General features: G+C 73.2%; 23 protein-coding genes. 14 read left to right on the top strand and 9 right to left on the bottom strand.

Features of this window, described 5'->3' with window-relative positions; translation table 11 throughout:
* Positions 1-81 precede the first annotated feature (81 nt).
* The 5 genes from ACFXG1_RS17745 to ACFXG1_RS17725 all read left to right on the top strand — a co-directional run bounded on the left by ACFXG1_RS17745 (position 82) and on the right by ACFXG1_RS17725 (position 3,814).
* Entirely contained in the window at positions 82-504 is a 423-nt protein-coding gene (locus ACFXG1_RS17745) for a roadblock/LC7 domain-containing protein (protein ID WP_384720846.1), read from the top strand.
* Positions 501-869, top strand: coding sequence for a DUF742 domain-containing protein (locus tag ACFXG1_RS17740; protein ID WP_384720843.1), 369 nt, complete (start codon positions 501-503; stop codon positions 867-869). Before ACFXG1_RS17745 ends, ACFXG1_RS17740 begins: the two co-directional genes overlap by 4 nt.
* Positions 850-1,464 carry an ATP/GTP-binding protein gene (locus ACFXG1_RS17735; protein ID WP_384720840.1) on the top strand — a complete coding sequence of 205 codons (615 nt, stop codon included), beginning with the start codon at positions 850-852 and terminating at the stop codon, positions 1,462-1,464. Before ACFXG1_RS17740 ends, ACFXG1_RS17735 begins: the two co-directional genes overlap by 20 nt.
* On the top strand, positions 1,461-2,927 hold the full coding sequence (locus ACFXG1_RS17730) for a cytochrome P450 (RefSeq protein WP_384743398.1): 1,467 nt from the start codon (positions 1,461-1,463) through the stop codon (positions 2,925-2,927). Before ACFXG1_RS17735 ends, ACFXG1_RS17730 begins: the two co-directional genes overlap by 4 nt.
* Positions 2,928-3,223: 296 nt before the next feature.
* Positions 3,224-3,814 (top strand): ATP-binding protein, encoded by a 591-nt coding sequence (locus ACFXG1_RS17725; protein ID WP_384720816.1) that lies wholly within the window; start codon positions 3,224-3,226, stop codon positions 3,812-3,814.
* Here ACFXG1_RS17725 and ACFXG1_RS17720 read toward each other — a convergent pair.
* Both ACFXG1_RS17720 and ACFXG1_RS17715 read right to left on the bottom strand, forming a co-directional pair.
* Entirely contained in the window at positions 3,753-4,286 is a 534-nt protein-coding gene (locus tag ACFXG1_RS17720) for a gamma carbonic anhydrase family protein (RefSeq protein ID WP_384720819.1), read from the bottom strand. The genes ACFXG1_RS17725 and ACFXG1_RS17720 overlap by 62 nt on opposite strands.
* A gap of 135 nt (positions 4,287-4,421) precedes the next feature.
* Positions 4,422-4,859 (bottom strand): DUF4442 domain-containing protein, encoded by a 438-nt coding sequence (locus tag ACFXG1_RS17715; protein WP_384720825.1) that lies wholly within the window; start codon positions 4,857-4,859, stop codon positions 4,422-4,424.
* 154 nt (positions 4,860-5,013) lie between these two features.
* Between ACFXG1_RS17715 and ACFXG1_RS17710 the strand changes: the two genes are divergently transcribed.
* Positions 5,014-6,111 carry a hypothetical protein gene (locus tag ACFXG1_RS17710; RefSeq protein WP_384743394.1) on the top strand — a complete coding sequence of 366 codons (1,098 nt, stop codon included), beginning with the start codon at positions 5,014-5,016 and terminating at the stop codon, positions 6,109-6,111.
* 6 nt (positions 6,112-6,117) lie between these two features.
* On the opposite strand, the gene ACFXG1_RS17705 is transcribed toward ACFXG1_RS17710, so the two are convergent.
* Positions 6,118-7,002 (bottom strand): spermidine synthase, encoded by an 885-nt coding sequence (locus ACFXG1_RS17705; RefSeq protein WP_384719764.1) that lies wholly within the window; start codon positions 7,000-7,002, stop codon positions 6,118-6,120.
* Between the two features lie 193 nt (positions 7,003-7,195).
* Positions 7,196-8,365 (bottom strand): elongation factor Tu, encoded by a 1,170-nt coding sequence (gene tuf / locus ACFXG1_RS17700; protein ID WP_384724263.1) that lies wholly within the window; start codon positions 8,363-8,365, stop codon positions 7,196-7,198.
* Positions 8,366-8,730: 365 nt separating this feature from the next.
* Between tuf and ACFXG1_RS17695 the strand changes: the two genes are divergently transcribed.
* The 6 genes from ACFXG1_RS17695 to lnt all read left to right on the top strand — a co-directional run bounded on the left by ACFXG1_RS17695 (position 8,731) and on the right by lnt (position 14,513).
* A complete protein-coding gene (locus ACFXG1_RS17695; protein ID WP_384720677.1) occupies positions 8,731-9,456 on the top strand; it encodes a TVP38/TMEM64 family protein in 726 nt (241 codons plus the stop codon).
* A 150-nt stretch (positions 9,457-9,606) separates the two neighbouring features.
* Positions 9,607-10,479 carry an undecaprenyl-diphosphate phosphatase gene (locus ACFXG1_RS17690; protein WP_384720674.1) on the top strand — a complete coding sequence of 291 codons (873 nt, stop codon included), beginning with the start codon at positions 9,607-9,609 and terminating at the stop codon, positions 10,477-10,479.
* A 233-nt stretch (positions 10,480-10,712) separates the two neighbouring features.
* Positions 10,713-10,901: a hypothetical protein gene (locus ACFXG1_RS17685; protein WP_384720671.1), complete on the top strand. Its 189-nt coding sequence runs from the start codon at positions 10,713-10,715 to the stop codon at positions 10,899-10,901.
* A gap of 140 nt (positions 10,902-11,041) precedes the next feature.
* Positions 11,042-12,238, top strand: a complete 1,197-nt coding sequence (locus tag ACFXG1_RS17680; RefSeq protein ID WP_384743389.1) for a methyltransferase — start codon at positions 11,042-11,044, stop codon at positions 12,236-12,238.
* 51 nt (positions 12,239-12,289) lie between these two features.
* Complete coding sequence (locus ACFXG1_RS17675; RefSeq protein WP_384721816.1) at positions 12,290-12,733, top strand: nuclear transport factor 2 family protein; 444 nt, start codon at positions 12,290-12,292, stop codon at positions 12,731-12,733.
* A 196-nt stretch (positions 12,734-12,929) separates the two neighbouring features.
* Complete coding sequence (lnt, locus tag ACFXG1_RS17670; RefSeq protein ID WP_384743385.1) at positions 12,930-14,513, top strand: apolipoprotein N-acyltransferase; 1,584 nt, start codon at positions 12,930-12,932, stop codon at positions 14,511-14,513.
* 13 nt (positions 14,514-14,526) lie between these two features.
* Here the strand turns inward: lnt and ACFXG1_RS17665 are convergent, their stop codons facing one another.
* Both ACFXG1_RS17665 and ACFXG1_RS17660 read right to left on the bottom strand, forming a co-directional pair.
* Positions 14,527-15,432: a Gfo/Idh/MocA family protein gene (locus tag ACFXG1_RS17665; protein WP_384743382.1), complete on the bottom strand. Its 906-nt coding sequence runs from the start codon at positions 15,430-15,432 to the stop codon at positions 14,527-14,529.
* Positions 15,433-15,529: 97 nt separating this feature from the next.
* Positions 15,530-16,723, bottom strand: a complete 1,194-nt coding sequence (locus ACFXG1_RS17660; RefSeq protein WP_384721546.1) for an FAD-dependent monooxygenase — start codon at positions 16,721-16,723, stop codon at positions 15,530-15,532.
* 83 nt (positions 16,724-16,806) lie between these two features.
* Between ACFXG1_RS17660 and ACFXG1_RS17655 the strand changes: the two genes are divergently transcribed.
* Both ACFXG1_RS17655 and ACFXG1_RS17650 read left to right on the top strand, forming a co-directional pair.
* Positions 16,807-17,433 carry a TetR/AcrR family transcriptional regulator gene (locus ACFXG1_RS17655; protein ID WP_384721549.1) on the top strand — a complete coding sequence of 209 codons (627 nt, stop codon included), beginning with the start codon at positions 16,807-16,809 and terminating at the stop codon, positions 17,431-17,433.
* An 86-nt stretch (positions 17,434-17,519) separates the two neighbouring features.
* Entirely contained in the window at positions 17,520-17,975 is a 456-nt protein-coding gene (locus ACFXG1_RS17650) for a hypothetical protein (RefSeq protein WP_384721552.1), read from the top strand.
* Between the two features lie 41 nt (positions 17,976-18,016).
* Here the strand turns inward: ACFXG1_RS17650 and ACFXG1_RS17645 are convergent, their stop codons facing one another.
* From ACFXG1_RS17645 to ACFXG1_RS17635, 3 genes are all read right to left on the bottom strand, one after another.
* Positions 18,017-18,511: a hypothetical protein gene (locus ACFXG1_RS17645; RefSeq protein ID WP_384721555.1), complete on the bottom strand. Its 495-nt coding sequence runs from the start codon at positions 18,509-18,511 to the stop codon at positions 18,017-18,019.
* 245 nt (positions 18,512-18,756) lie between these two features.
* The gene (locus ACFXG1_RS17640; protein WP_384743377.1) at positions 18,757-19,440 is read right to left on the bottom strand and encodes a uracil-DNA glycosylase; all 684 of its coding nucleotides are present in this window, start codon (positions 19,438-19,440) and stop codon (positions 18,757-18,759) included.
* Between the two features lie 133 nt (positions 19,441-19,573).
* Positions 19,574-21,151 carry an ABC transporter substrate-binding protein gene (locus ACFXG1_RS17635; RefSeq protein WP_384719188.1) on the bottom strand — a complete coding sequence of 526 codons (1,578 nt, stop codon included), beginning with the start codon at positions 21,149-21,151 and terminating at the stop codon, positions 19,574-19,576.
* Between the last annotated feature and the right edge of the window lie 180 nt (positions 21,152-21,331).

Here is a 21,331-nt window from a genome sequence, read left to right as displayed (position 1 = left end):
GCGTTACCGACCGACGACCCCGACAGACAGGAGGAAGGGGCCGATGCCCCGGCCACCGGCGGCACCCGCCCCGTCCCGACCATGCAGACCACCGACACCGGCCTCACCTGGCTCCTGGAGGGCCTGATCGAACGCACCCGGGGCACCCGGCACGCCCTGGTGCTCTCCCGCGACGGGCTGAAGCTGTGCTGGACCCCGTATCTGACGCTCGACCAGGCCGACCAGCTGGCGGCCATCTGCTCGGGCATCCAGGCGCTGGCGCAGGGCGCGTCGGTCGAGTTCGGCGACGGCACCGGCGGCGTACGCCACTCGATGACGGAGTTCCACGGCGGGCTCCTGTTCATCGTGGAGGCCGGGGAGGGCGCCCATCTGGCCGTGGTGGCCGAGGACGGCGCCGACCCGGGTGCCGTCGGCCACCACATGACCGAACTCGTCGACCAGATAGGACACCATCTGCGCGCCGAGCCCCGAACCCCGCCCGCCCCGGAGAGTCCTCGCCCATGACCCGTCTCCCCGTCGACCTGGGGGAACCGGACCGCCTTTACACCGTCACCGGGGGGCGCTGCGCCGCCGGTGCCGATCTCGAGCGGACGTTCGATCTGGTGACCCTGGTGGTCGGCGAATGCGGCCCGGCAGCCGGCATGCAGTCGGAACACGCCCGGATCCTCGCCCTGTCGCGGCACCCGGTCTCCGTCGTCGAACTGTCCGCACAGCTCCGGCTGCCGGTGACCGTGGTCCGGATCCTGCTCGGCGACCTGCTGGCGACGGGGCGTATCACCGCCCGGCGGCCCCGGCCCGCCCGCACACTCGCCGGGCTGCCCGACTCGGCTCTACTGGAGGAGGTGCTCCATGGACTCCGCAACCTCTGAGCTGCCCGCGTTCACCCCACTGACGGACACGGCCGACACCGGGCTGAAGATCGTGATCGTGGGCGGTTTCGGAGTCGGCAAGACCACCTTGGTGCGGTCCGTGAGCGAGATCCGCCCCCTCAACACCGAGGAGGTGATGACGCAGGCGGGGGTCGGGGTCGACGAGACGGCGGGCCCCTCGGCCAAGTCCACGACAACGGTCGCCTTCGACTTCGGCCGGATCAGCCTCAACGAGCGCATGGTGCTGTATCTGTTCGGAGCCCCCGGGCAGGAACGCTTCTGGTTTCTGTGGGACCGGCTCTTCGCGGGCACGCTCGGCGCGGTCGTCCTGGTGGACACCCGCCGGATGAGCGATTCCTGGTACGCGATCGACCGGCTGGAGAACCACGGGACCCCGTTCGTGGTCGCCGTCAACCGGTTCGAGAACGATCCGGCGTTCTTCTCGCTCCGGGAGATACGGCAGGCGTTGTCGCTGGCGCCGCACGTCCCGCTGGTCGACTGCGACGCGCGGGTCCGTTCCTCGGGGAAGTACGTACTGCTCAGCCTCGTCAACCACCTCCGTGATCTGACTCTGGCCCGGGAGACCGCCCCATGACCGACCGCAGTACGGCAGCCGCAGCCGCGCAGGACGGCCCCGGGCAGGCGGACGGCCCCGCTCCGGCCGCCCGGCCCCACGGGTCCGGCCCGCCCGACGGCGCGGCGGAACCCGGTGGCACGGCGGAACCCGGCGGCGGACGGCCCGGCCCGGCGGCCGCGACCGGCCGGGCGACCGGTGACGGGTTCACGGCGGGTGGCCCCGCTCAGCTGCGTGCCCCCGCCGACGGCGAGTCGCCGGCCGGGATCCACGCGGACCTCCGGCGGCGGCACGGCCGGGTCGCGCCGGTCGTGACCGACGACGGCGGTTCCGCCTGGCTCGTCCTCGGTTATGCCGAGGTCTCCTATGTCACCGCGCACGACGACCTGTTCGTCCGGGACACCCGGCACCGGGGCCCGTGGCCCCGGGCGCGGGAAACCGGTCCGGGCCCGGCCGAGCCCGCCACCGTCCCCACCGTCCCCACCGGCCCCACCGGCGCGCCCCCGAGTCCCGGTCCGGGACCGCACGGGCGGCCCGGTCCCTCGACGGCGCGGGCGCTGGCGGCCGTGGACCAGTTCGAACTGGCGGAGGTCTGCCGGGGCGTCGCCCGGCGGCTCGTCGACGGCTTCGCGGGCAGCGGGCGCGCCGAGTTGATGTCCGCGTACGCCCGTGCCGTCTCGCTGCGCGCCGCCGTCTTGATGTGCGGGCTGCCGCCGGACGCCGACGCCTTCGACGGCCTGGTGGGCGATCTGCGGACGGCGCTCGCCGAGGACGGGACGGGGCGGGACGCCGGGACGGGGCGGGAGGCCGGGGAGACCCGGCGGCTGGCCGCCTATGTCCGGGCCGGGGAGCGGCTGCGCCGGCTGGTGGCCGCGCGGCGCTCCGCGCCCAGGCCCGACGTGGTCTCCCGGCTGCTGGCGGATCCCGTCGCCCCCACCGACGACGAGGTGGTACGGGAGATACTCGCCCTCGTCGCGGCGGCGCACCGGCCGACGGCGGACTGGATCGGTAACGCCCTGCGGCTGCTGCTCACCGACGAACGGTTCGCCCGCGATGTCTCCGGGGGACGGCTGAGCGTCGGGCAGGCGCTGAACGAGGTGCTGTGGCTGGACACCCCGGCGCAGAACGCGGGCGGGCGGCGCGCCGTGCGCGACACCCAGCTCGGCGGCCGCCGGATCCGGGCCGGTGACCGGGTACTGCTGTCGCTGGCCGCCGCGAACACCGATCCGCAGATCTGGCCGGGCGAGCGGCCGGGCGGCGGCGAGAACGCGGCGCATCTCTCGTTCGGCGGGGGCGCGCACCGCTGCCCCTATCCGGCTCCGCTGCTCGCCGAGGTGATCGCCAGGACGGCGGTGGAGACGCTGCTGGAGCGGCTGCCGGACACCGTGCTCGCGGTGGACCCCGAGCGGCTGGTCTGGCGCCCCTCGATCCGGGAGCGGGGGCTGGTGGCACTGCCCGTACGGTTCACACCGGTCGTGCGCTGACGCGTCCCACCGGTCATCCGCCGACAGTCACACCGGCCGGCCGCCGACACGCCACTGCCACCGCCACCGCCGCCGGGCGGGACCCGCGCCGGTGCGCACCCGGTGCCCGAACGGGGTGACACCCCGTGTCCGGCGCCGGGCCGCCCGGCACCCCTTTCGGAACTTCCTCCAAAGAGTTTTTACCGTTTTATCTGGTTTAGCCGACATTCTTCGACTGTGTCCCTTGCGTCGGGTCTCCCGGGCCGCGAGCCTGGGCCCATCGACCCCGGGTCTCCCCGGGGAAGAAGGAGCCGACCGTGATCGCACCACAGGAGCACCTCCGGGCCGCCCCGCGCCGTCTCGTGCCCGCTCCCGCCGCCGAGCGCCGACCGGTGGAGGAGCCGGGTCCGGTACGTCTCGCGCAGTGCGCGATGTCCGCGACCCCGGAGTCGGCCCCCGCCCTGCGGCGGTTCGCCCGTACCGTCGCGGCACACTGGCGGCTCGGCGACGAGTGCCACGAGGCGCTGTCGGTGATCGTCACGGAACTGGTCTCCAACGCCGTACTGCACAGCGGCAGCAGTTGGGTCGCCGTCGCCCTCCGGGTCCGGGGGAACGTCCTGACGACCGAGGTCAGGGACGGCGGGCACTGGAAGCACCGGTCCGGCAGGCGCCGTGAGCCGCTGGACGCCTTCGCCGCGCACGGCCGCGGGCTGCGTCTGGTGAACACGTTCGCCGCCAGGACCCTGACCCGGCGGCTGCCCGCGGGAACGGTGGTGGCGGCGGAGATCGCCCTGGTGGGGGCCGGTCTCGCCCGGCATGTGGCGGCCGAAGGGCCGTTTCACGCGTTCAGCCCGTCGGGCGCACTCCGCGATGGGCGTCCGCCAGTTCTCCGTACAGCGCCGCGTTGACGCCGATCAGCTCCCGGGCCTCGTCCGTCAGGGGCCGTTTGATCGTGGCGGGCACTCCGGCCACCAGGGATCCGGGCGGGATCCGCATGCCCTGCGGAACGACCGCGCCCGCGGCGACCAGGGAACCCGCCCCGATACTGGCCCCGTTGAGCACGGTCGCGCCCATCCCGACGAGGACCTCGTCCTCCAGAGTGCAGCCGTGGAGTACGGCGTTGTGCCCGACCGTCACCCGGGCGCCGACGATGACCGGGAATCCGGGGTCGACATGGACGGTGCAGTTGTCCTGGATGTTGGATCCGGCTCCGATGCGGATCGGACCGCAGTCGGCGCGCAGCACCGCGTGGTACCAGACGCTCGCACCGGGCCCCAGGGTGACGTCCCCGATGACGACGGCGGTGGGCGCCGTGAAGGCGCTCGGGTCGATGGTGGGCTCGATGCCGTTGAAAGCCGCGATCCACGGGGTCGCTGTCATACGGGGTCTCCTCGCCGTTGCGCGTACGGACCGGTCTCGCGCGGTCGGGGCCCGCGCCCGGCGATCATCGCCGTACGGGCCCCGGGGGCGCCAGCCCCTGTGGACAACTCCCGAGCGCCCGCGGCGGGGACCGGGTCAGGAGTTGGGGCGCAGGGTCCAGGCGATGGTCATCTCCCCCGTCACCGCGCCGTCCGCGCGCCGGATCTCGACCGTCACATCGAACTCGGGCCGCTCGCCCCGGTCCAGTTCGGCGATGACGTCGGCGACCGGCCGGCCGAGCGTGGCGACCGCGGTGACCTCGCCCTTCGCCAGCTTCCGGTAGCCGATCTCGGCGCTTACGGCGAGCGGTACGGCCCGGTGGAGCTGGTCGCCGAAGGCGGCGAGGACGATCGCGCCGCTCGCCGATTCGGCGAGGGTGAACATCGCGCCCGCGTGCGGGCCGCCGACGTGGTTGTGGAAGTCGGCCTGGTCCGGCAGGCGCAGCACCGCGCGTTCGGCGGTGGCCTCGTCGAACTCCAGGTTGAGGGTCCGGACCATGGGGACGGTGGCGGCGAGCATCTCGGCCACGGACATCTGATCAGCGCTCATGGCCGCGATGTTACCCATGGGTAGCAGGCTTGGCCATACCCTCGCGCCGGGTCGCCGCCCCTCGTGGGCCCGCGGCGGCCCGGGACAGTCGGCGGACCGCCGGACGGTGGATCCCGGCCACCCCTTATGGTTACTCGCCATGTGGCCAGGACAGCAGCAGCCGCCCGGGGGCGAGAACCCGCAGCACCAGAACCCGCCGGGGCAGGGCGGCCCTCCGCCGAACCCGTACGGGCAGCCCGGATACCAGCAGCAGCCGAATCCCTACGGGCAGTCGGGGCAGCCGGGGTATCCGGGACCTTCGGGGTATCCGCAGCCCAATCCGTACCAGCAGCCGACCGTCCCGCAGCACGCCGTACCGGGCCCGCGGCAGTCGGGGGCGCCCCGCCCGCCCGGGAATCAGGACAAGAAGAAGACGGCGCTCGTCGCCGCCGTCGCGGTCGTGGCCGTGGTGGCGACCGCCGTCGTCACCGGCGTCGTCGTTCTCGGGGACGACGGTGACGACGGGAAGAAGGACACCCGCGCCGACAAGGGGGTCACCGCGTCCCCCGCGTCCCCCGGAGAGCAGGGCACCGCAGCCGCGCCCCCGCCGCCGCAGCCGACGGGGGACAATCCGCGTGCGGGCAAGGACGCCGAGCCGACGGTCCCCGGCTGGAAGGTGGTCGTCAACCCCAATCACGGCACGATGTTCGACGTCCCGCCGGAGTGGAATCTGATGGGCTCCGGGATGCAGTCGGGATTCGAGGACGAGAAGAAGGGCGACGGTTCGCCCGCCGTCGTGATGTCCGCCCCGGCGCGGCTCAAGCCGACCTGGTGCCTCTTCGACATCAACAAGGACGGCACCATGGAGGACTGGAGCCTGGCCGGCGCGGGCACCAAGGGCGGCCGGGGCGCCAAGAACACCGCCGACGCCGCCGTCAACGAGGCGTACAACTGGGCCTGGGCGCCCTATGCCCAGACCGATCCCGACGGCACGGTCAAGGTCACCAAGGCCAAGCCGTTCACCACCGCGTCGGGCCTGTCCGGCAGTGTCGCCACGGCGCGGGCGTCCGGTACGAAGAAGCACCACAAGTGCGAGACGGACGGCAAGTCGGCCGCCTTCAGCTTCAAGGACGCGCGGGGCGAGATCAAGTCGTTCGTGCTGCACGCCAACACGGGCGTCGCCGGCGAGCTTCCGGACGCGACGATCCAGCGCATCATCGGCTCCGTCCGCCCGGCGGAGGCGGCCACCGCGCCGTAGGCCGTGTCAGCCGATGCCGAACGCGCCGGCCGGCGGCTCCGGCGACCCCTGCGCCTCGGCGTCGCGGACCGGCCGGGCGTCCCCGGTCAGCCGGGCAAGGGACGCGCCGTACTCGACCCGGGCCGGAAAGGCGTCCGCCGCCGTACGCCGGGCCAGCGCCGCCGTGTCGAGGGGCCGGTGCGAGGCCAGCAGCAGCACATTGCCGAACCGCCGCCCCCGCAGCACCGCGGGCTCCGCGATCAGCGCCAGCTCCTCGAATACGGCTCCGAAGGTGGCGAGCTGGGAACGGACGAAGCCGAAGGGCGCGCCGTCGGCGAGATTGGCCGCGTAGACGCCGTCGGGTCGCAGCACCCGCTCGGCGGCGTGCGCGAACTCGACGGACGTCAGCTGCGCGGGCACCCGTGAGCCGCCGAAGACGTCGGCGACGACGACATCGGCGCTGTGCGGGGGCGCGGATTCGACGTGGGCGCGGGCGTCGGCGGCGTGGACGGCGATCCCGGAGCCCCCGGGCAGCGGCAGACGCTCGGTCACCAGGTCGAGCAGGGCCCGGTCCGCCTCCACCACCACCTGCCGCGACCCCGGCCGGGTGGCGGCGGTGTAGCGCGGCAGGGTGAGCGCGCCGCCACCGAGGTGGAGGACGTCGAGCGGCGCGCCCTCGGGGGCGACGGAGTCCAGGAGGTGGGCGATCCGCCGGGCGTACTCGAACTCCAGGTACGTCGGATCGTCGAGGTCGACATAGGACTGCGGGGCTCCGTCGACCGTCAGCAGCACGGCCCGCGGCCGGTCCACATCGGGCAGCAGCCGGGCGATGCCGTGGTCGACGGTCCGGACGACGGGTATCGCCTCCGCCTCGGGGTCCACCGCGGGTGCCGGGCGCTCGTTGTTCTCCACTCCCCCATTGTCGGTGCGCCGGGAGGGCCGCCGTACCGGGGGCCGGGCCGTCGCGGGACGCGGTACGGCCCCGGGAACCGCGCGGGGTTCCCGGGGCCGTCTCCCCGGCGGTCGCCGGACCGGTCGGACCAGGACCAGTCGCCGGGCCGGGACCAGTCGCCGGGCCGGGACCGGTCGGCCGGGCCGGGACCGGTCAGACCAGGGCCGTCACGGTCCCGGCGCCGACCGTACGGCCGCCCTCGCGGATCGCGAAGCCGAGACCCGGCTCCAGCGGCACGTCCCGGCCCAGCTCGACGGTCATCGTGACCGTCTCACCGGGGCGCGCGACGGCCCGCTCACCGAGGTCGACGTCCCCCACGACGTCCGCGGTGCGGAGGTAGAACTGCGGCCGGTAGCCGGTGGCGACCGGGGTCGACCGGCCGCCCTCGCGGCCCGAGAGCAGATACACCTGCGCGGTGAAGCGCCTGCTGGGGGTGGTGCTGCCGGGCGCGGCCACGACGTGCCCGCGTCGGACCGCGTCGCGGTGGAGGCCGCGGAGCAGCAGCGCCACGTTGTCCCCGGCCTCGGCGTGCTCCATCGGCTTGCCGAAGGTCTCGAGGCCGGTGACGACGGTCTCGGTGTCGGCGCCCAGGACCTGGACCCGGTCGCCGACGCGAACGGTGCCCCGCTCGACGGCGCCGGTGACCACGGTGCCCCGGCCGGTGATGGTCAGGACGTTCTCCACCGGCATCAGGAACGGCGCGTCGGTGTACCGGACCGGCATCGGGACATAGGTGTCGACCGCGTCGAGCAGCGCCTCGATCGCCGCCGTCCAGCGGGGGTCGCCCTCCAGGGCGCGCAGCCCGGAGACCCGTACCACCGGCGCGGTGTCGCCGCCGTACCCGTAGCGGTCCAGCAGTTCGCGGACCTCCAGCTCCACCAGGTCGGTGAGTTCGTCGTCGCCCGCGTCGGCCTTGTTGAGCGCGACGACAATGTGGTCGACGCCGACCTGACGGGCCAGCAGGACGTGCTCCGCGGTCTGCGGCATCACACCGTCGAGGGCGGAGACGACGAGGATCGCCCCGTCGAGTTGAGCGGCCCCGGTGACCATGTTCTTGACGTAGTCGGCGTGTCCCGGCATGTCGACATGGGCGTAGTGCCGGGTCCCGGTCTCGTACTCGACGTGCGCGATGTTGATGGTGATACCGCGAGCGGCCTCCTCGGGCGCCTTGTCGATCCGGTCGAAGGGCACGAAGCTGCCGCTGCCGCGGTCGCTGAGGACCTTGGTGATGGCGGCGGTGAGGGTGGTCTTGCCGTGGTCGACATGGCCCATGGTGCCGATGTTGAGATGCGGCTTGGTCCGTACGTAGGCGGTCTTCGCCATGATGATCGTCCTCGAATCGCTGAGTCGTTCGGTGGGAACGGGACCCCTGGGGCCGGCCGACCCTCCCCCTGCGGGGTCCCACCGGACGATCCGGGGAGGGTCAGCTTCGGACGCCGTCGGCGACGAGGAACAAGGCAGCCCTCACCGCCGCCGCGACGACGCGGCGATCAGCGGGAGGGGCGTACCTGAACATGCGCCGATCATGTCCGAGCCCGAGGCGCCGCGTCGAACGGTTTTCGGCGGCCCCGGGCATGGCCCCGACCCGTCCGGGGCCGTCGATGAGGCCCGCGTTCCCGACCCGTCCGGGACAGCTGATGAGGCCCGCGTTACGGCGGCGTGCCCGCCGCGTCGGTTACGCTCCCCGGATGTTCGAACCCGCGCCCGGACCCGCCGTGGGCCCCCGGCCCGCCGCCGCTCTCGCCCTCCGCTGCGGCAGGGCGCTCCTGTCCCCGTGGTCACGGCTGTCGCTGCTGGCGCTGGTCCTGCTGTCGGCCGGGGCGCTCGTCCTGCTGTACGAGCCCCAGCGGCTGCTGGCCGACGGCTGGCCGCCGTTCCGGCTGAGCGGACCGGCCGCGGTGGTGCTGTTCGCGGCGGCATACGGGATCTGTACGGCGGCGTTCGTTCCGCGCCCGCTGCTGAACCTGGCCGCGGGTGCCCTCTTCGGCTCCCAGGCCGGTCTGGTCTCGGCGGTCGCGGGCACGGTCCTGGGCGCGGGGATCGCCTTCACCCTCGGTCGGCTGCTGGGGCAGGACGCCCTGCGTCCACTGCTGCGGGGCCGCTGGCTCACGGCGGCGGACCACCAGCTCAGCGCGCATGGATTCCGCTCGATGCTGGCGATCCGGCTCTTCCCCGGGGTGCCGTTCGCCGCGGCGAACTACTGCGCCGCCGTGTCCAGGATGGGCTATACGCCGTTCCTCCTGGCCACCGCCATCGGGTCGATCCCCAACACGGCGGCCTATGTGGTCGCGGGCAGCCGTGCCAGCTCGCCCACCTCGCCGGCCTTCCTCATCTCCACCGGGTTCATCGTGCTCACCGGGCTGGTCGCGACGGTCGTCGCCTGGCGCAAGCGTCATCGGTTGGGCGGGAATTAGCCGGACGTTCACCCCTTCGGGGGCATGCGCGTACATCTCCCTGCGGGACGGTACTCTTCCTGCCCATCGGCGCAGGACGGACAGCGCGCGCCCCGGGACGCCCCCGGGCCGCCGGATCGCGAACTCTTCCCTTGGGTGGCGTACTTCTTCATGTCGTGGTTTGAATCCCTCATCCTCGGACTCGTCCAGGGACTGACCGAATTCCTGCCGATCTCGTCGAGCGCGCATCTGCGGCTGACGGCCGCGTTCGCGGGCTGGGAGGACCCCGGGGCGGCCTTCACCGCGATCACCCAGATCGGTACCGAGACCGCGGTACTGATCTATTTCCGCGAGGACATCACCAGAATCGTCTCCGCGTGGTTCCGCTCCCTGACCGACAAGGCGATGCGCGCCGACCACGACGCCCGGATGGGCTGGCTGGTCATCATCGGCTCGATCCCCATCGGGGTGCTGGGCATCACCCTCAAGGACCAGATCGAGGGCCCGTTCCGCGATCTGCGGCTGATCGCGACGACGCTGATCGTCATGGGCGTGGTCCTCGGTATCGCCGACCGGCTGGCCGCCCGTGACGAGTCCGGCGGCCGGCACCGGGCCGCCAAACAGCGCAAGACCCTGAAGGAGTTGACCGTACGGGACGGTCTGATCTACGGCTTCTGCCAGGCGATGGCCCTGATCCCCGGCGTCTCCCGCTCCGGCGCGACCATCAGCGGCGGTCTGCTGATGGGCTACACCCGCGAGGCGGCGGCCCGTTACTCCTTCCTCCTCGCCATCCCGGCCGTCCTCGCCTCCGGCGCGTACGAGTTGAAGGACGCGGGCGAGGGACATGTCTCCTGGGGACCGACGATCTTCGCGACCGTGGTCGCCTTCATCGTGGGATATGCCGTCATCGCCTGGTTTATGAAGTTCATCACCACCAAGAGCTTCATGCCGTTCGTGATCTACCGGATCCTGCTGGGGATCCTGATCTTCGCCCTGGTCGGGGCGGGGGTGCTCAGCCCGCACGCGGGTGAGTCCGGCGGGTGAGTCATGGCTGGTCCGTACCGTGTGCCGCGGGTGGGCGCCGAGGGCGCCGGAGCCGGATGACATTCATCACGGCACTCGACGGCCCCTGAAGGCAACCCGGCCGCGATTACCCGGCATTCGCCCTGTTCAAACAGGCTCACCCCGAAGAATCGGAGGCACAACGCCCGGAATCGGAGGCGTTCAGGTGGTGCAGCGGGGGTTCACGTCCGTGCGGGAAGCCGTAATCTGGGGGCATGTCCCCCCTTCAACGCGAGTCCGAGGCCGTCGCGCCGTCGGCGTCCGCCCAGTCAGCCGCCGAGCTCAACGCCCGTATCCGGGAGCTGTGGGCCGACGGACGGCTGCCCGAGGAGCGGCGCGGGGAGTACGAGGCGCTCGTACTGAAGTGGGCGACGACGCTGGAGCACATCGAGCGCGCCGCCTGACACCGGCCGTACGGCCACCGGACCACCCGCCCGCAGGCCCGCCTGTACACCCACCGGCTCGCCGACCGGCCCGTACGCCTCCGGGCCACCGGCTCCCGGGTCGGCCGGTCCGCCCGGGTCGGGCTAGCCTGATCCGCACGATGAACCGTCTGATCACGTCATGGGGCGAGACCGCCCTCACCCGCTTCCCCGAGGACCCTCGCGACCCGCTGCGCGCCTGGGACGCCGCCGACGAGTATCTGCTGCGGCACCTCGCCGACGAGGGGACGGATCTGTCGGGCTCCCTGGTCGTCCTCGGGGACCGCTGGGGGGCGCTGACCGTATCGCTCGCCGCGCACGGTCCCGTCCAGCTCACGGACTCCTACCTGGGCCGGCGGGCCACCTCGGCCAATCTGGCGCGCAACGCCGGGTCCGCCCCGGGCGCGCCGCCGGTGGTCCTGCGGAGCGTCCGCGACGAGCCGCCGGAGCGGATCGACGTCCTGCTGGTACGGGTACCCAAGAGCCTGGCGCTGCTGGAGGACCAGCTGCACCGGCTGGCACCCGCGATCCACGCGGACACGGTCGTGATCGGGACCGGGATGGTGAACGAGATCCACACCTCCACACTGCGACTGTTCGAGCGCCTCGTCGGGCCGACCCGGACGTCCCTCGCCGTACGCAAGGCGCGGCTGATCTTCTGTACGCCCGATCCGGCGCTGCCCAGGACGCCGAGCCCCTGGCCGCTGCGGTACGCCCTGCCGGACGACATCGGCGCCATGTCGGGGCGTACCGTGACCAATCACTCGGGCGTGTTCTGCGCGGACCGGCTCGATATCGGTACCCGATTCTTCCTCGGTGTGCTGCCGGCCCCGGAAGGACCGGTGGACGTGGTCGACCTGGGATGCGGCAACGGAGTGGTCGGCACGGCGGCGGCCGTGGCCTCGCCCGGGGTCTCGGTGACCTTCGTCGACGAGTCCTTCTCGGCCGTGGCGTCGGCCCGGGAGACGTATCGCGACAATGTGCCCGGCGGTGACGACCGGGCCGCGTTCCTCGTCGGCGACGGCCTCGCGGACCTGCCGGACGACTCCGCGGACCTGGTGCTCTGCAATCCGCCCTTCCACTCCCACCGGGCGACCACCGACACCACCGCCCGGCGGATGTTCACCGACGCCCGGCGGGTGCTGCGGCCCGGCGGTGAGCTGTGGGTGGTCGGCAACCGCCATCTGGGCTACCACGTCCGGCTGCGCCGGATCTTCGGCGACTGCGAGACCGTGGCAGGCCATCCCAAGTTCGTGGTGCTGCGCGCGGTGGCCCCGGCGTCCGGCGGGACCGGCCGTTCGCGGACCGGGACGCGCTGACCGACCTGCACGGGTCTTGGCCCGCGGGTCCCACTGCCGGACACTGAGCCGATGACGCAGCGCGTGGATCTTTCGACCGTGATGGACCGGCTCGCCATCGACGATCTCGTCACGGGGTACGCGGTCGCCGTGGACGACGGCGACTGGAGCGCCTACCGGGCGCTGTTCACCGACGACGGCCGGGCGGACTACCGTTCGGCGGGCGGGGCCGAGGGCCCCGTGACCGAGATCGCGGACTGGCTGGCCGGGGCGATGTCCGGCTTTCCGGTACGCCAGCACCTGATCGTCAACCGCCGGGTGAGCCTGGAGGACCTGGGCGGCTACCCCGGTGACCGGGCCGAGGTGACGGCGGACTACGTCTCGCCGATGCGGCTGGACGCCGGGACGGACCTGGTGTGCGGCGGCCGGTACCGCTTCACCCTGGCCCGGACAGGCGCGGGCTGGCGGCTGAGCGGGGTGGTGGTGGAGGAGCGGTGGCGGCGCGGACCGGGCTGAGCCGGGCGCGCCACGGGGACGCCCGCCGCCCCGGCCGGGTGATCCGTACCGGCCGGGTGATCGGCGCCCGCCGGGCGTGATCCGTGCCCGCCCGGCGTGATCCGTGCCCGGGCGGTGCCGGTCCTTCCGGGCCAGACTGTGGGCGTACGGGGCCGGACCCCGTACGCCCACGGTCCGGCGCGGGAGGAGGCCCCGTATGCGCGTTCCGGGCGCCCCCCGGCGTACCGCCGCAGCGCTCCTCGCGGGCGCGCTGCCGGTGTTCGCCTTCCCGGTGCCGTCGCTGTGGTGGCTCGCGTACGCGGCCCTGGTGCCGTGGCTGCTGCTGTTGCGCACCGCGCCGACCGGCCGCCGCGCGGCGTACGAGGGCTGGCTGGGCGGGACGGGTTTCCTGATCGCCGTGCACAGCTGGCTGATCCCGAGTCTTCATGTCTTCATCGTGCTGCTCGCCGCGCTGCTGGGGCTGCTGTGGGCGCCGTGGGGATGGCTGGTACGCCGGTGGCTGGGCGGTCCGGGGCGGACCGGTGACACGGGCCCTTATCGTCGGCGGACTCCGCCGGTGGCACGGGCCGTGGCGGCCGTCGCCGTCGTCCCGTCGGGCTGGCTGCTGATCGAGCTGGTCCGCTCCTGGCAGGGTCTCGGCGGCCCCTGGGGGCTGCTGGGCGCCTCCCAGTGGCAGGTCTCCCCCGCCCTGCGACTGGCGTCCGTGGGCGGGGTGTGGCTGGTGAGCCTGCTGGTGGTGGCGGTGAACACGGCGATCGTCGTTCTGATCACCGTGCCGCGGGCCCGCCGGGTGACCACGGGGGTGATCGTGGCCGGCGCCCTGACCGCCGGGGCGGTCGCGGCGTGGTCGCCCCGGCCGCGCCCGGCCGGTACGGCGCGGATCGCGGTGGTCCAGCCGGGGGTGATCGACGGCGCGGACGCCCGGTTCGCCCGGGAGGAGCGGCTCACCCGCGAACTGGCCGGACACCGGCTCGACCTGGTGATGTGGGGCGAGAGCAGCGTCGGAACCGATCTGTACACGCGCCCGGACCTGACGGCCCGGCTGGCGGCCCTCTCCCGCGCGGTGGGCGCCGATCTTCTGGTGAACGTGGACGCCCGGCGCATGGGGCCCGGGGCTCCTCCCGGGATCTACAAGAGTGCAGTCCTGGTGGGGCCTTCGGGGCTGACGGGACAGCGGTACGACAAGATGCGCCTGGTGCCGTTCGGGGAGTACATCCCGTTCCGTTCGGTCCTGGGCTGGGTGACGGCGCTGGGCCGGGCCGCGCGGGAGAACCGGTTGCGGGGGACTCACCAGGTCGTGATGGAGTTGCCGCCCGGGCCCGGGGACCCGGCCGGGCTGCGGATCGGGCCGCTGATCTGTTTCGAGACCGCGTTCCCCGATATGAGCCGCAATCTGGCCCGCGACGGCGCCCAAGTCCTCACGGCCCAGTCGTCGACCTCGACCTTCCAGCACAGCTGGGCCCCGGCGCAGCACGCGTCGCTGGCCGCGCTGCGGGCCGCCGAGACGGGCCGTCCGATGGTGCACGCGACGCTGACCGGGATCAGCGCCGCATTCGGCCCCGACGGCGCGTCCACCGGGCCCCGGGTACCGGTGGACGCCTCCACGGCCGTGGTCTACGACGTACCGCTGGCGACGGGCACGACGCTCTTCGTCCGGTACGGGAACTGGGCGGTGTACGCCGCAGCCGCGATCCTGGCGGCGGGGGCCGCCGCGCTCGTCCGGCGGCGGCACGGCGCGCGGACACCGGCCGCCAGGCCGGACGCCCGGCCGGGCGCCTGAGGACCCGAGGGTCTCAGCCGGCCTGTTCGAGGGCCCGGGTGACGATCTGTTCGCACAGTTCGTGGGTCCGCAGCGCGTCCCGGGCGCCGAGGACCTTGCCCGCGCGTACCGCGTCGAGGAAGGTCAGGACGGCCTGTTCGAGGCCCCGCTGGCGGGCGACGGGCACCCAGTCGCCCCGGCGCCGTACGCTCGGCTGCCCTTTGTGGTCGACGATCTCCGCCAGATTGCGTACCTCGCGCTTGGTGTCCTGTCCCGAGACCTCCAGGATCTCCTCCGTCGAACCGCTCATGTGGTTCATCGTGCCGATGGCGGTGAAGCCGTCGCCGGAGAGCTGGAGGACGACGTGGTGCATCAGCCCCCCTTCCATCCGGGCCCGGACATCGGTGTGGGTGATGGTGCCGGGGACCAGGAAGCGGAGGGTGTCGACGACGTGGATGAAGTCGTCGAAGACGAAGGTGCGCGGGTCCTCGGGGAGGCCGACGCGGTTCTTCTGCATGAGGATCAGATCCCGCGGGTGCTCCAGGCACTGGGCGTAGCCCGGGGCGAGCCGGCGGTTGAACCCGACGGTCAGGGTGGTGTTCCGGGACTCGGCCAGCTCCACCATGCGCCGGGCGTCGGAGAGCCCGTAGGCCATCGGCTTGTCGACATAGGTGGGGATCCCGGCCTCCAGGAGGGCCGTGACGATCCCGGGGTGGGCCGCGGTCGGGGCGTGGACGAAGGCCGCGTCGAGGCCCGCCGCGATCAGCGACTCCAGCTCGGTGTGGCGGGCCCGGCCGGGGACGCGGTAGTCGTCGCCGACCCGGGCGAGGGTGGCCGGGGTGCGGGTCTGGAGGTGCAGTTCGACGCCCGGGAGGGTGCCGAGGACGGGGAGATACGCCTTGCGGGCGATGTCGCCGAGTCCGATGCAGCCGACCTTCACTGAGCCTCCCGTTGCGGTCGCCGGCCGGCCGTCGTCCGGCCGGCGTCGGCGATCCGTCGCCGTGTCGTCGCCGGTCGCCCCCGCGGGCCCGGCCCGTTCACCCGTTCAGGGTGCGGTCAGCATACGTGCGGACCGGTGGCTGCCAGTCGGCGATCCCGTCGAAGGCGCGGACGGCGGCGCCGGGGCCCAGCCGCCCGGACAGGGCCATCAGGCTCTCCCGTACGGCGACGGCGGGGGCGCTGCTGAGCGACTGGAGACGGGTGACGAGGGCCGCCTTGCGGACGACGGCCGTGGTGCGGGGCAGCCGGTCGGCGCTGTACGCGGCGAGGGCCGCGCCCTGGTCGCCTTCGGGGGCGCAGTGGTGGGCGAGGACGACGGCGTCCTCGATGGCCTGGTTGCCGCCCTGGGCGAGGGTGGGGGCCATGGCGTGGGCGGCGTCGCCGATCAGGACGGTACGGCCGCGGTGGAAGGCGGGCAGCGGATCGATCATGTGGTGGACGTCGTGGCGCAGCACGCCCTCGGGCGTGGCGGCGTCGACGAGCCGCGGGATCGGGTCGTGCCAGTCGCCGTACCCGCGCAGCAGTTCGGCCTTCTCGTCGTCCGCGCGTTCGCCCTCGGGGGCGAGTGCCGCCGCGTAGGCGTAGATCCGGCCGTCCTTGAGCGGCTGGCTGCCCCAGATCCGTCCCGGGCCCCAGGTCTCGTGGGGGCGGAAGCCGCCGGGGAGGCCGGGGACGACGATGCGCCAGGTGGTGAAGCCCGAGTAGCGCGGCCCGGGATGGCCGGGGAAGAGGTGGCCGCGTACGCCGGAGTTGATGCCGTCGGCGCCGACGACGAGGTCCGCCGTCAGCTCGCCGTCGTCGACGGCGACCACGGCGGGGCGTCCCCCGGCGATCCCGGGGTCGGTGACCCGGGCGGCCGTGCCGGTCCGCACCACGTCGGCGGGCAGCCGGTTCAGGATCCGCTCCAGCAGGGTGGCGCGGTGCAGCAGCACCATGGGGCCGCCGTAGCGGGCGGCGATCGCGTCGGCGCTCAGCCGGGTGAGCCAGCGCCCGGCGGGGGTACGCAGCCCGCCGTCGCCCTGCCAGGCGGCGAGGGCGCGGATCTCGTCGCCGAGTCCGACGGTGTCGAGGGCGCGCTGGGAGTTGGGGGCGAGGCCGATTCCCGCGCCGACGGGCTCCAAAGTCGCGGCCCGTTCCAGGACGGTGACCCGCCAGCCGCTCCGGTGGAGGGCGAGGGCCGCGGTGAGCCCTCCGACTCCGCCGCCGATCACCAGCGCGTGCCGCTCGGGCATGATGGCTCCTCCAAGGTCAACTACACCTGTAGTAACGACGTTCACGCTACTACACCTGTAGTGCGGGCGGTAGATTGGCCGCCATGACGCCACGCGCCACCACCGCCGCTCCGGCCGGATCCGGCCCCGCCGCGACCCGCGCCGAACTGATCGCCGACGCCGCCCTGCGGCTGCTGGCCGAACGCGGGATGCGCGGGCTCACCCACCGCGCCGTCGACGAGGCCGCGGGCCTCCCCCAGGGCTCGACCTCCAACGGCGCCAGGACCCGGCTCGCGCTGCTGGAGACGGCGGTGAGGCGGCTGGCGGAGCGCGAGTCCGCCGTCCTCGGCGTCCATGAACTGCCCCCGCCCGACAGCGGTGTCGCGGTCTTCGCCGACGCGCTGGCGCTCGCCCTCCACCGCTATCTCGTCCACCATCGCGCCCTGGTGGTGGCCCGCTACGAACTGGCCCTGGAAGCCACCCGCCGCCCCGAACTGCGGGCCGTCTACGACTCCTCGGGCGCCCGGCTGCGCGCCCCCCTCGTCACCCTGCTGGCCGGGGCGGGCTCCGCGGCACCCGAGCGCCACGCCCTGTCCCTGATCGCCTGGACGGACGGCCTGATGTTCACCTGCGCGGCCGGTTCGTACCACGCCTCCGTACCGAGCGCCGACGAGCTGCGCACGGGGTTCGCGGAAGTCCTCCGCGGCATGCTCGGCACAACGGAGCCGTAAGCCCGGGGAAACCCGGAGTCACTCGTACGGAGCAAACTGCGCGCGTACGACGGCGTACGCGCCCCCGGGCGCAGCAGAGTGGCCGTGTGCCGCGAACGACGAACGCCGCCAGAGCCCTCGGCGCGCTCACGATCTGGGCCGCCGCGGGACTCGCGGTCACCGGATGCGTGAACGTGACCCCGCACCGGGCCCCCGACCCCGCACCGCCGGCCCGCACGGGCCCGCCGCCCGCCGCCGTACGTCCCCAGATCGTCCGGCAACCGGCGGTCGAGTCCCTGGACCGGCTGCCCGGCGCCACCCGCTCCCCCGGCGCCCGCCCGGCGCCGCCCGCGGCGGCGAAACCCCCCGCGCCCCGCGTCCCCCGGCACCGGGACCCCGTCACCGACCCCCCGCGCCGCCGGCCGGCCCCACCGCCCCGTCGGCCCGCGCCCCGGGTGGCACCGGGCGGGATCCCGGACGTCTGCGGCCTGGCGGAGGCCCACGGCGGCTGGCACCGGAACAGCCCCCAGGCCCGCGCCTGCCGCGACGCGGCACGCTTCTGACCCGCGGGAGCCCCCGGCCGGGAAGCTCCGGGGCGGCCCGGTCAGCTCCCCGGCCAGCTCTCCGGTCCCTCACCGTTCCGTTCCAGGCGACGGGCCAGGCGTTCGACCGCCGTCCGGACCCCGCGGGCGTAACCGTCGTCGCCCAGGACGCCCAGCGCGCGCCGCGCGCGGTCCAGATGGAGGCGGGCCGCCTCCGGATGGTGCAGCCGCAGATAGTCGGCAGCGAGATCGAGGTGGAGGGACGGATAGAGCACGCGGAGCGCCCGGCCGGCCGGTTCGGACCGGTCCGCCAGTCCGGTGTCGGCGGCCGCGAGCGCCCGCAGATCCCAGGCGAGCGTGTCGCCCGGATCGTCCTGGGCGTCCGCGAGATAGCGGGCGAGCGTACAGCGGTGGAGGGCGGCGCCGGTCTCGCCGATCTCCGTCCAGAGCACTCCGAACCGCTGCCGTGCCTCCTCGCGGTCGCCGCCGTGCAGCAGCATCGCCGTCTGCCCGATCCGGGTCGTGAGGGCGTCGTCGTACGCCCGCTGCTGGGTCACTGCGGCCTCCCGCGTCCCTACGGACGGCACCGGCGGTGCCGCCGTTTCCACTGGGAGCGACGCTAACCGCAGAGCGCCCGGAACCGGGGCAGGCCGGGCGCGAGCGTCCGGCCTGTCTGTCTGTGTATCTGTCCGCCTTTGTGTCTGTCCGCCTGTCGAGGACCATCCGGGCCGGCGCCGTACCGCGACACCGGGCTCCGGGACGACCCGGCCCGACCCGCTCACGGGCCGGGCCGTCGTGGATCTCAGCCCAGGTTCGGGATGCGCCAGTCGATCGGCTCATGGCCCTGCGCCGCGACCGCCTCGTTGATCTGGGTGAAGGGGTGCGAGCCGAAGAACTTCTTCGCCGACAGCGGGGAGGGGTGGGCGCCCTTCACCACCACGTGCCGGGTCTCGTCGATCAGCGGCAGCTTTTTCTGCGCGTAGTTCCCCCACAGGACGAAGACCGCCGGGTCGGGCCGCTCGGCCACGGCGCGGATCACCGCGTCCGTCACCTTCTCCCAGCCCTTGCCCTTGTGGGAGTTGGCCTCGCCGCCGCGGACCGTCAGCACCGCGTTCAACAGCAGCACGCCCTGCTGCGCCCACGGCATCAGATAGCCGTTGTCCGGGACGGGCAGCCCCAGCTCCGCGTTCATCTCCTTGTAGATGTTCCGCAGCGACGGCGGGACCTTGACACCCGGCCGCACCGAGAAGCACAGCCCGTGCCCCTGCCCCTCCCCGTGGTAGGGGTCCTGGCCGAGGACGAGGACCTTGACCTGGTCGTACGGAGTGGCCTCCAGGGCGGCGAAGACCTCCTCGCGCGGCGGATAGACCGGCCCCCTGGTCCGCTCCTCCTCGACGAACTCGGTCAGCTCCTTGAAATAGGGCTTCTGCAGTTCGTCGCCGAGGACTCCGCGCCAGGACTCGGGCAGCAGGTCGGTGTCGGTCACGTCAAGAACCTCCGGGGTGCGTCGCGTTACGAACACAGAACCTACCGGGGGCCACTGACAACGGACGCGCCGCCCGGGAAATCCCCCGGTCGGCGCGGTACGGATGCGGATGTGGATGTGGATCAGCCGGACGTCACCACTTGCCCTTGCGGAACAGCTCCCACATCTGCATCACGGTCTGCGGGTCGAGGGCCCGGTCGGCGCCGCCGACCTCCTCGGTGGTGGCCACGTACAGCTTGCCCTGCCACAGCGGCAGATGCCTGACGTCCCTCACGAAGATCTCCTGGGCCTGCCCGAACTGCTTCGAGACGGCGCCCCGGTCGCTCTCGCGCCGCGACTCGGGCAGCAGCTTGTCGGTGATCTCCCGCTCGTCGTAGGGGGTGTTCAGCGCGTTCCGCTCGCCGACGAAGGGGGCCACGAAGTTGTCCGGGTCGGGGAAGTCGGGGAACCAGCCGCGGCCGAAGACCGGGTACTTCCCGGCGGCGTACCCCTTCTGGAACTCCGCCCACGGCTTGCCTTGCACCGTGACCTCGAACAGCCCCGAGGCGTCCAGCTGCCGCTTGATCTCGGCGAACTCCTCCGCCGTCGATGTGCCGTACCGGTCGGTCGTGTACCACAGCTCCAGCGGAACGGGCGTCTCGATGCCCGCCTCCTCCAGGATGTCCCGGGCCTTCTCCGTGTCCGGCTCGCCGAAAACATCAAAAAACTTGGTGGTGTGCCCGGCTATGCCCTTGGGGACCATCGAGTACAGCGGCTCCGCCGTGCCCCGGTAGACGGCACCGACGAGCCGGCCGCGGTCGATGACCTGGGCGATCGCCCGGCGCACCGGGAGCTTTCCGACCACCGGGTCGTCGGCGTTGAAGACGAGGTAGCGGATGTCCGCGCCGACCGTCTCGACCAGCCGCAGATGGTTGTACTCGGGCAGCCCCCGCTGGAGTTCGGTGACCTCCTCGGCGGTCAGTCCGCGGTAGACCGCGTCGATCTGCCGGAGCGCGAGAGCGTCGACCATCGCATCGGACTTCTTGAAGTACCGGATGGTCACCGAATCGTTTTTGCGATCGGCGAACCCCTTGTAGTCCTTGTTCTTGCCGAGTTCGGCCCGGTCGCCCTTGGTGTACGAGCTGAGGACGTACGGCCCCGATCCGGTCAGCTTCCCGTCGGTGCGCAGCCGGTCGGCCGGGTACTCGCCCGGCGGGACCAGCGACAGGGCGGGCGTGGCGAGGATGAAGGGGAACGTGGCGTCGGACGCCTTGAGACGGAAGATCACGATCCGCTCGCCCTGGGTCTCCACGGTGGCCAGCGACCCGAGCAGTGCCTGGGGTCCGGTGTTGGACTTGATGGTACGGATCCGGTCCACGGTGTGCTTGACGGCGGCGGCGTTCAGCTTCTCGCCGTTGGAGAACGTCAGGTCCCGGCGCAGCTCGCAGCGGTACACCTTGCTGGTACCGTCGGTGAAGGCGCAGGTGGCGGCGTCCGGCCGGGGATTCGTACTGCCGGTCGGGAAGCTGAGCAGGGTCTGGAAGACATTCCGGTACAGCTCCCAGGAACCGTCGTACGCGGCCGCGGGATCAAGGGTCGAGGGCTCGCTGATGGTTCCGACGACGATCTTCCGGTTCCCCTCGGCCTCGGCGTCGGCGAACAGACCGCATCCCACCAGGAGTGAGAGGGATGCCAGGGCCCCCACGCCCCGCAGACAGTTCCGGTAGAACACGTGCGCACGCTCCTCGTTCGACCTGGATCCGGCAGACCCTACCGCAGGGCCGCGCCGGGTCAACCTCCGGATCCCGGCAGGGCATTCGCATCGTGGGGGCACCCTCGGGCCGTGTCCGTACGACCGCGTTTTCATGCCGCCCGGGGGCGGCGCACGCGCACGGACACGGCCTCGGCGCGA

The sequence above is a fragment of the Streptomyces sp. NPDC059248 genome (genome assembly GCF_042753905.1).
Taxonomy (GTDB): Bacteria; Actinomycetota; Actinomycetes; order Streptomycetales; family Streptomycetaceae; genus Streptomyces.
Note: the sequence above shows the minus strand (reverse complement) of the source record. Positions and strands in the feature narration are given on the sequence as shown.

Bases quoted from the DNA above. Each gene is read 5' to 3' on its own strand.
- ACFXG1_RS17745 (WP_384720846.1), top strand. From the start codon at position 82: ATGCAGACCACCGACACCGGCCTCACCTGGCTCCTGGAGGGCCTGATC.
- ACFXG1_RS17740 (WP_384720843.1), top strand. From the start codon at position 501: ATGACCCGTCTCCCCGTCGACCTGGGGGAACCGGACCGCCTTTACACC.
- ACFXG1_RS17735 (WP_384720840.1), top strand. From the start codon at position 850: ATGGACTCCGCAACCTCTGAGCTGCCCGCGTTCACCCCACTGACGGAC.
- ACFXG1_RS17730 (WP_384743398.1), top strand. From the start codon at position 1,461: ATGACCGACCGCAGTACGGCAGCCGCAGCCGCGCAGGACGGCCCCGGG.
- ACFXG1_RS17720 (WP_384720819.1), bottom strand. From the start codon at position 4,286: ATGACAGCGACCCCGTGGATCGCGGCTTTCAACGGCATCGAGCCCACC.
- ACFXG1_RS17715 (WP_384720825.1), bottom strand. From the start codon at position 4,859: ATGTCCGTGGCCGAGATGCTCGCCGCCACCGTCCCCATGGTCCGGACC.
- ACFXG1_RS17710 (WP_384743394.1), top strand. From the start codon at position 5,014: ATGTGGCCAGGACAGCAGCAGCCGCCCGGGGGCGAGAACCCGCAGCAC.
- tuf (WP_384724263.1), bottom strand. From the start codon at position 8,365: ATGGCGAAGACCGCCTACGTACGGACCAAGCCGCATCTCAACATCGGC.
- ACFXG1_RS17695 (WP_384720677.1), top strand. From the start codon at position 8,731: ATGTTCGAACCCGCGCCCGGACCCGCCGTGGGCCCCCGGCCCGCCGCC.
- ACFXG1_RS17690 (WP_384720674.1), top strand. From the start codon at position 9,607: ATGTCGTGGTTTGAATCCCTCATCCTCGGACTCGTCCAGGGACTGACC.
- ACFXG1_RS17685 (WP_384720671.1), top strand. From the start codon at position 10,713: ATGTCCCCCCTTCAACGCGAGTCCGAGGCCGTCGCGCCGTCGGCGTCC.
- ACFXG1_RS17680 (WP_384743389.1), top strand. From the start codon at position 11,042: ATGAACCGTCTGATCACGTCATGGGGCGAGACCGCCCTCACCCGCTTC.
- ACFXG1_RS17675 (WP_384721816.1), top strand. From the start codon at position 12,290: ATGACGCAGCGCGTGGATCTTTCGACCGTGATGGACCGGCTCGCCATC.
- lnt (WP_384743385.1), top strand. From the start codon at position 12,930: ATGCGCGTTCCGGGCGCCCCCCGGCGTACCGCCGCAGCGCTCCTCGCG.
- ACFXG1_RS17660 (WP_384721546.1), bottom strand. From the start codon at position 16,723: ATGCCCGAGCGGCACGCGCTGGTGATCGGCGGCGGAGTCGGAGGGCTC.
- ACFXG1_RS17655 (WP_384721549.1), top strand. From the start codon at position 16,807: ATGACGCCACGCGCCACCACCGCCGCTCCGGCCGGATCCGGCCCCGCC.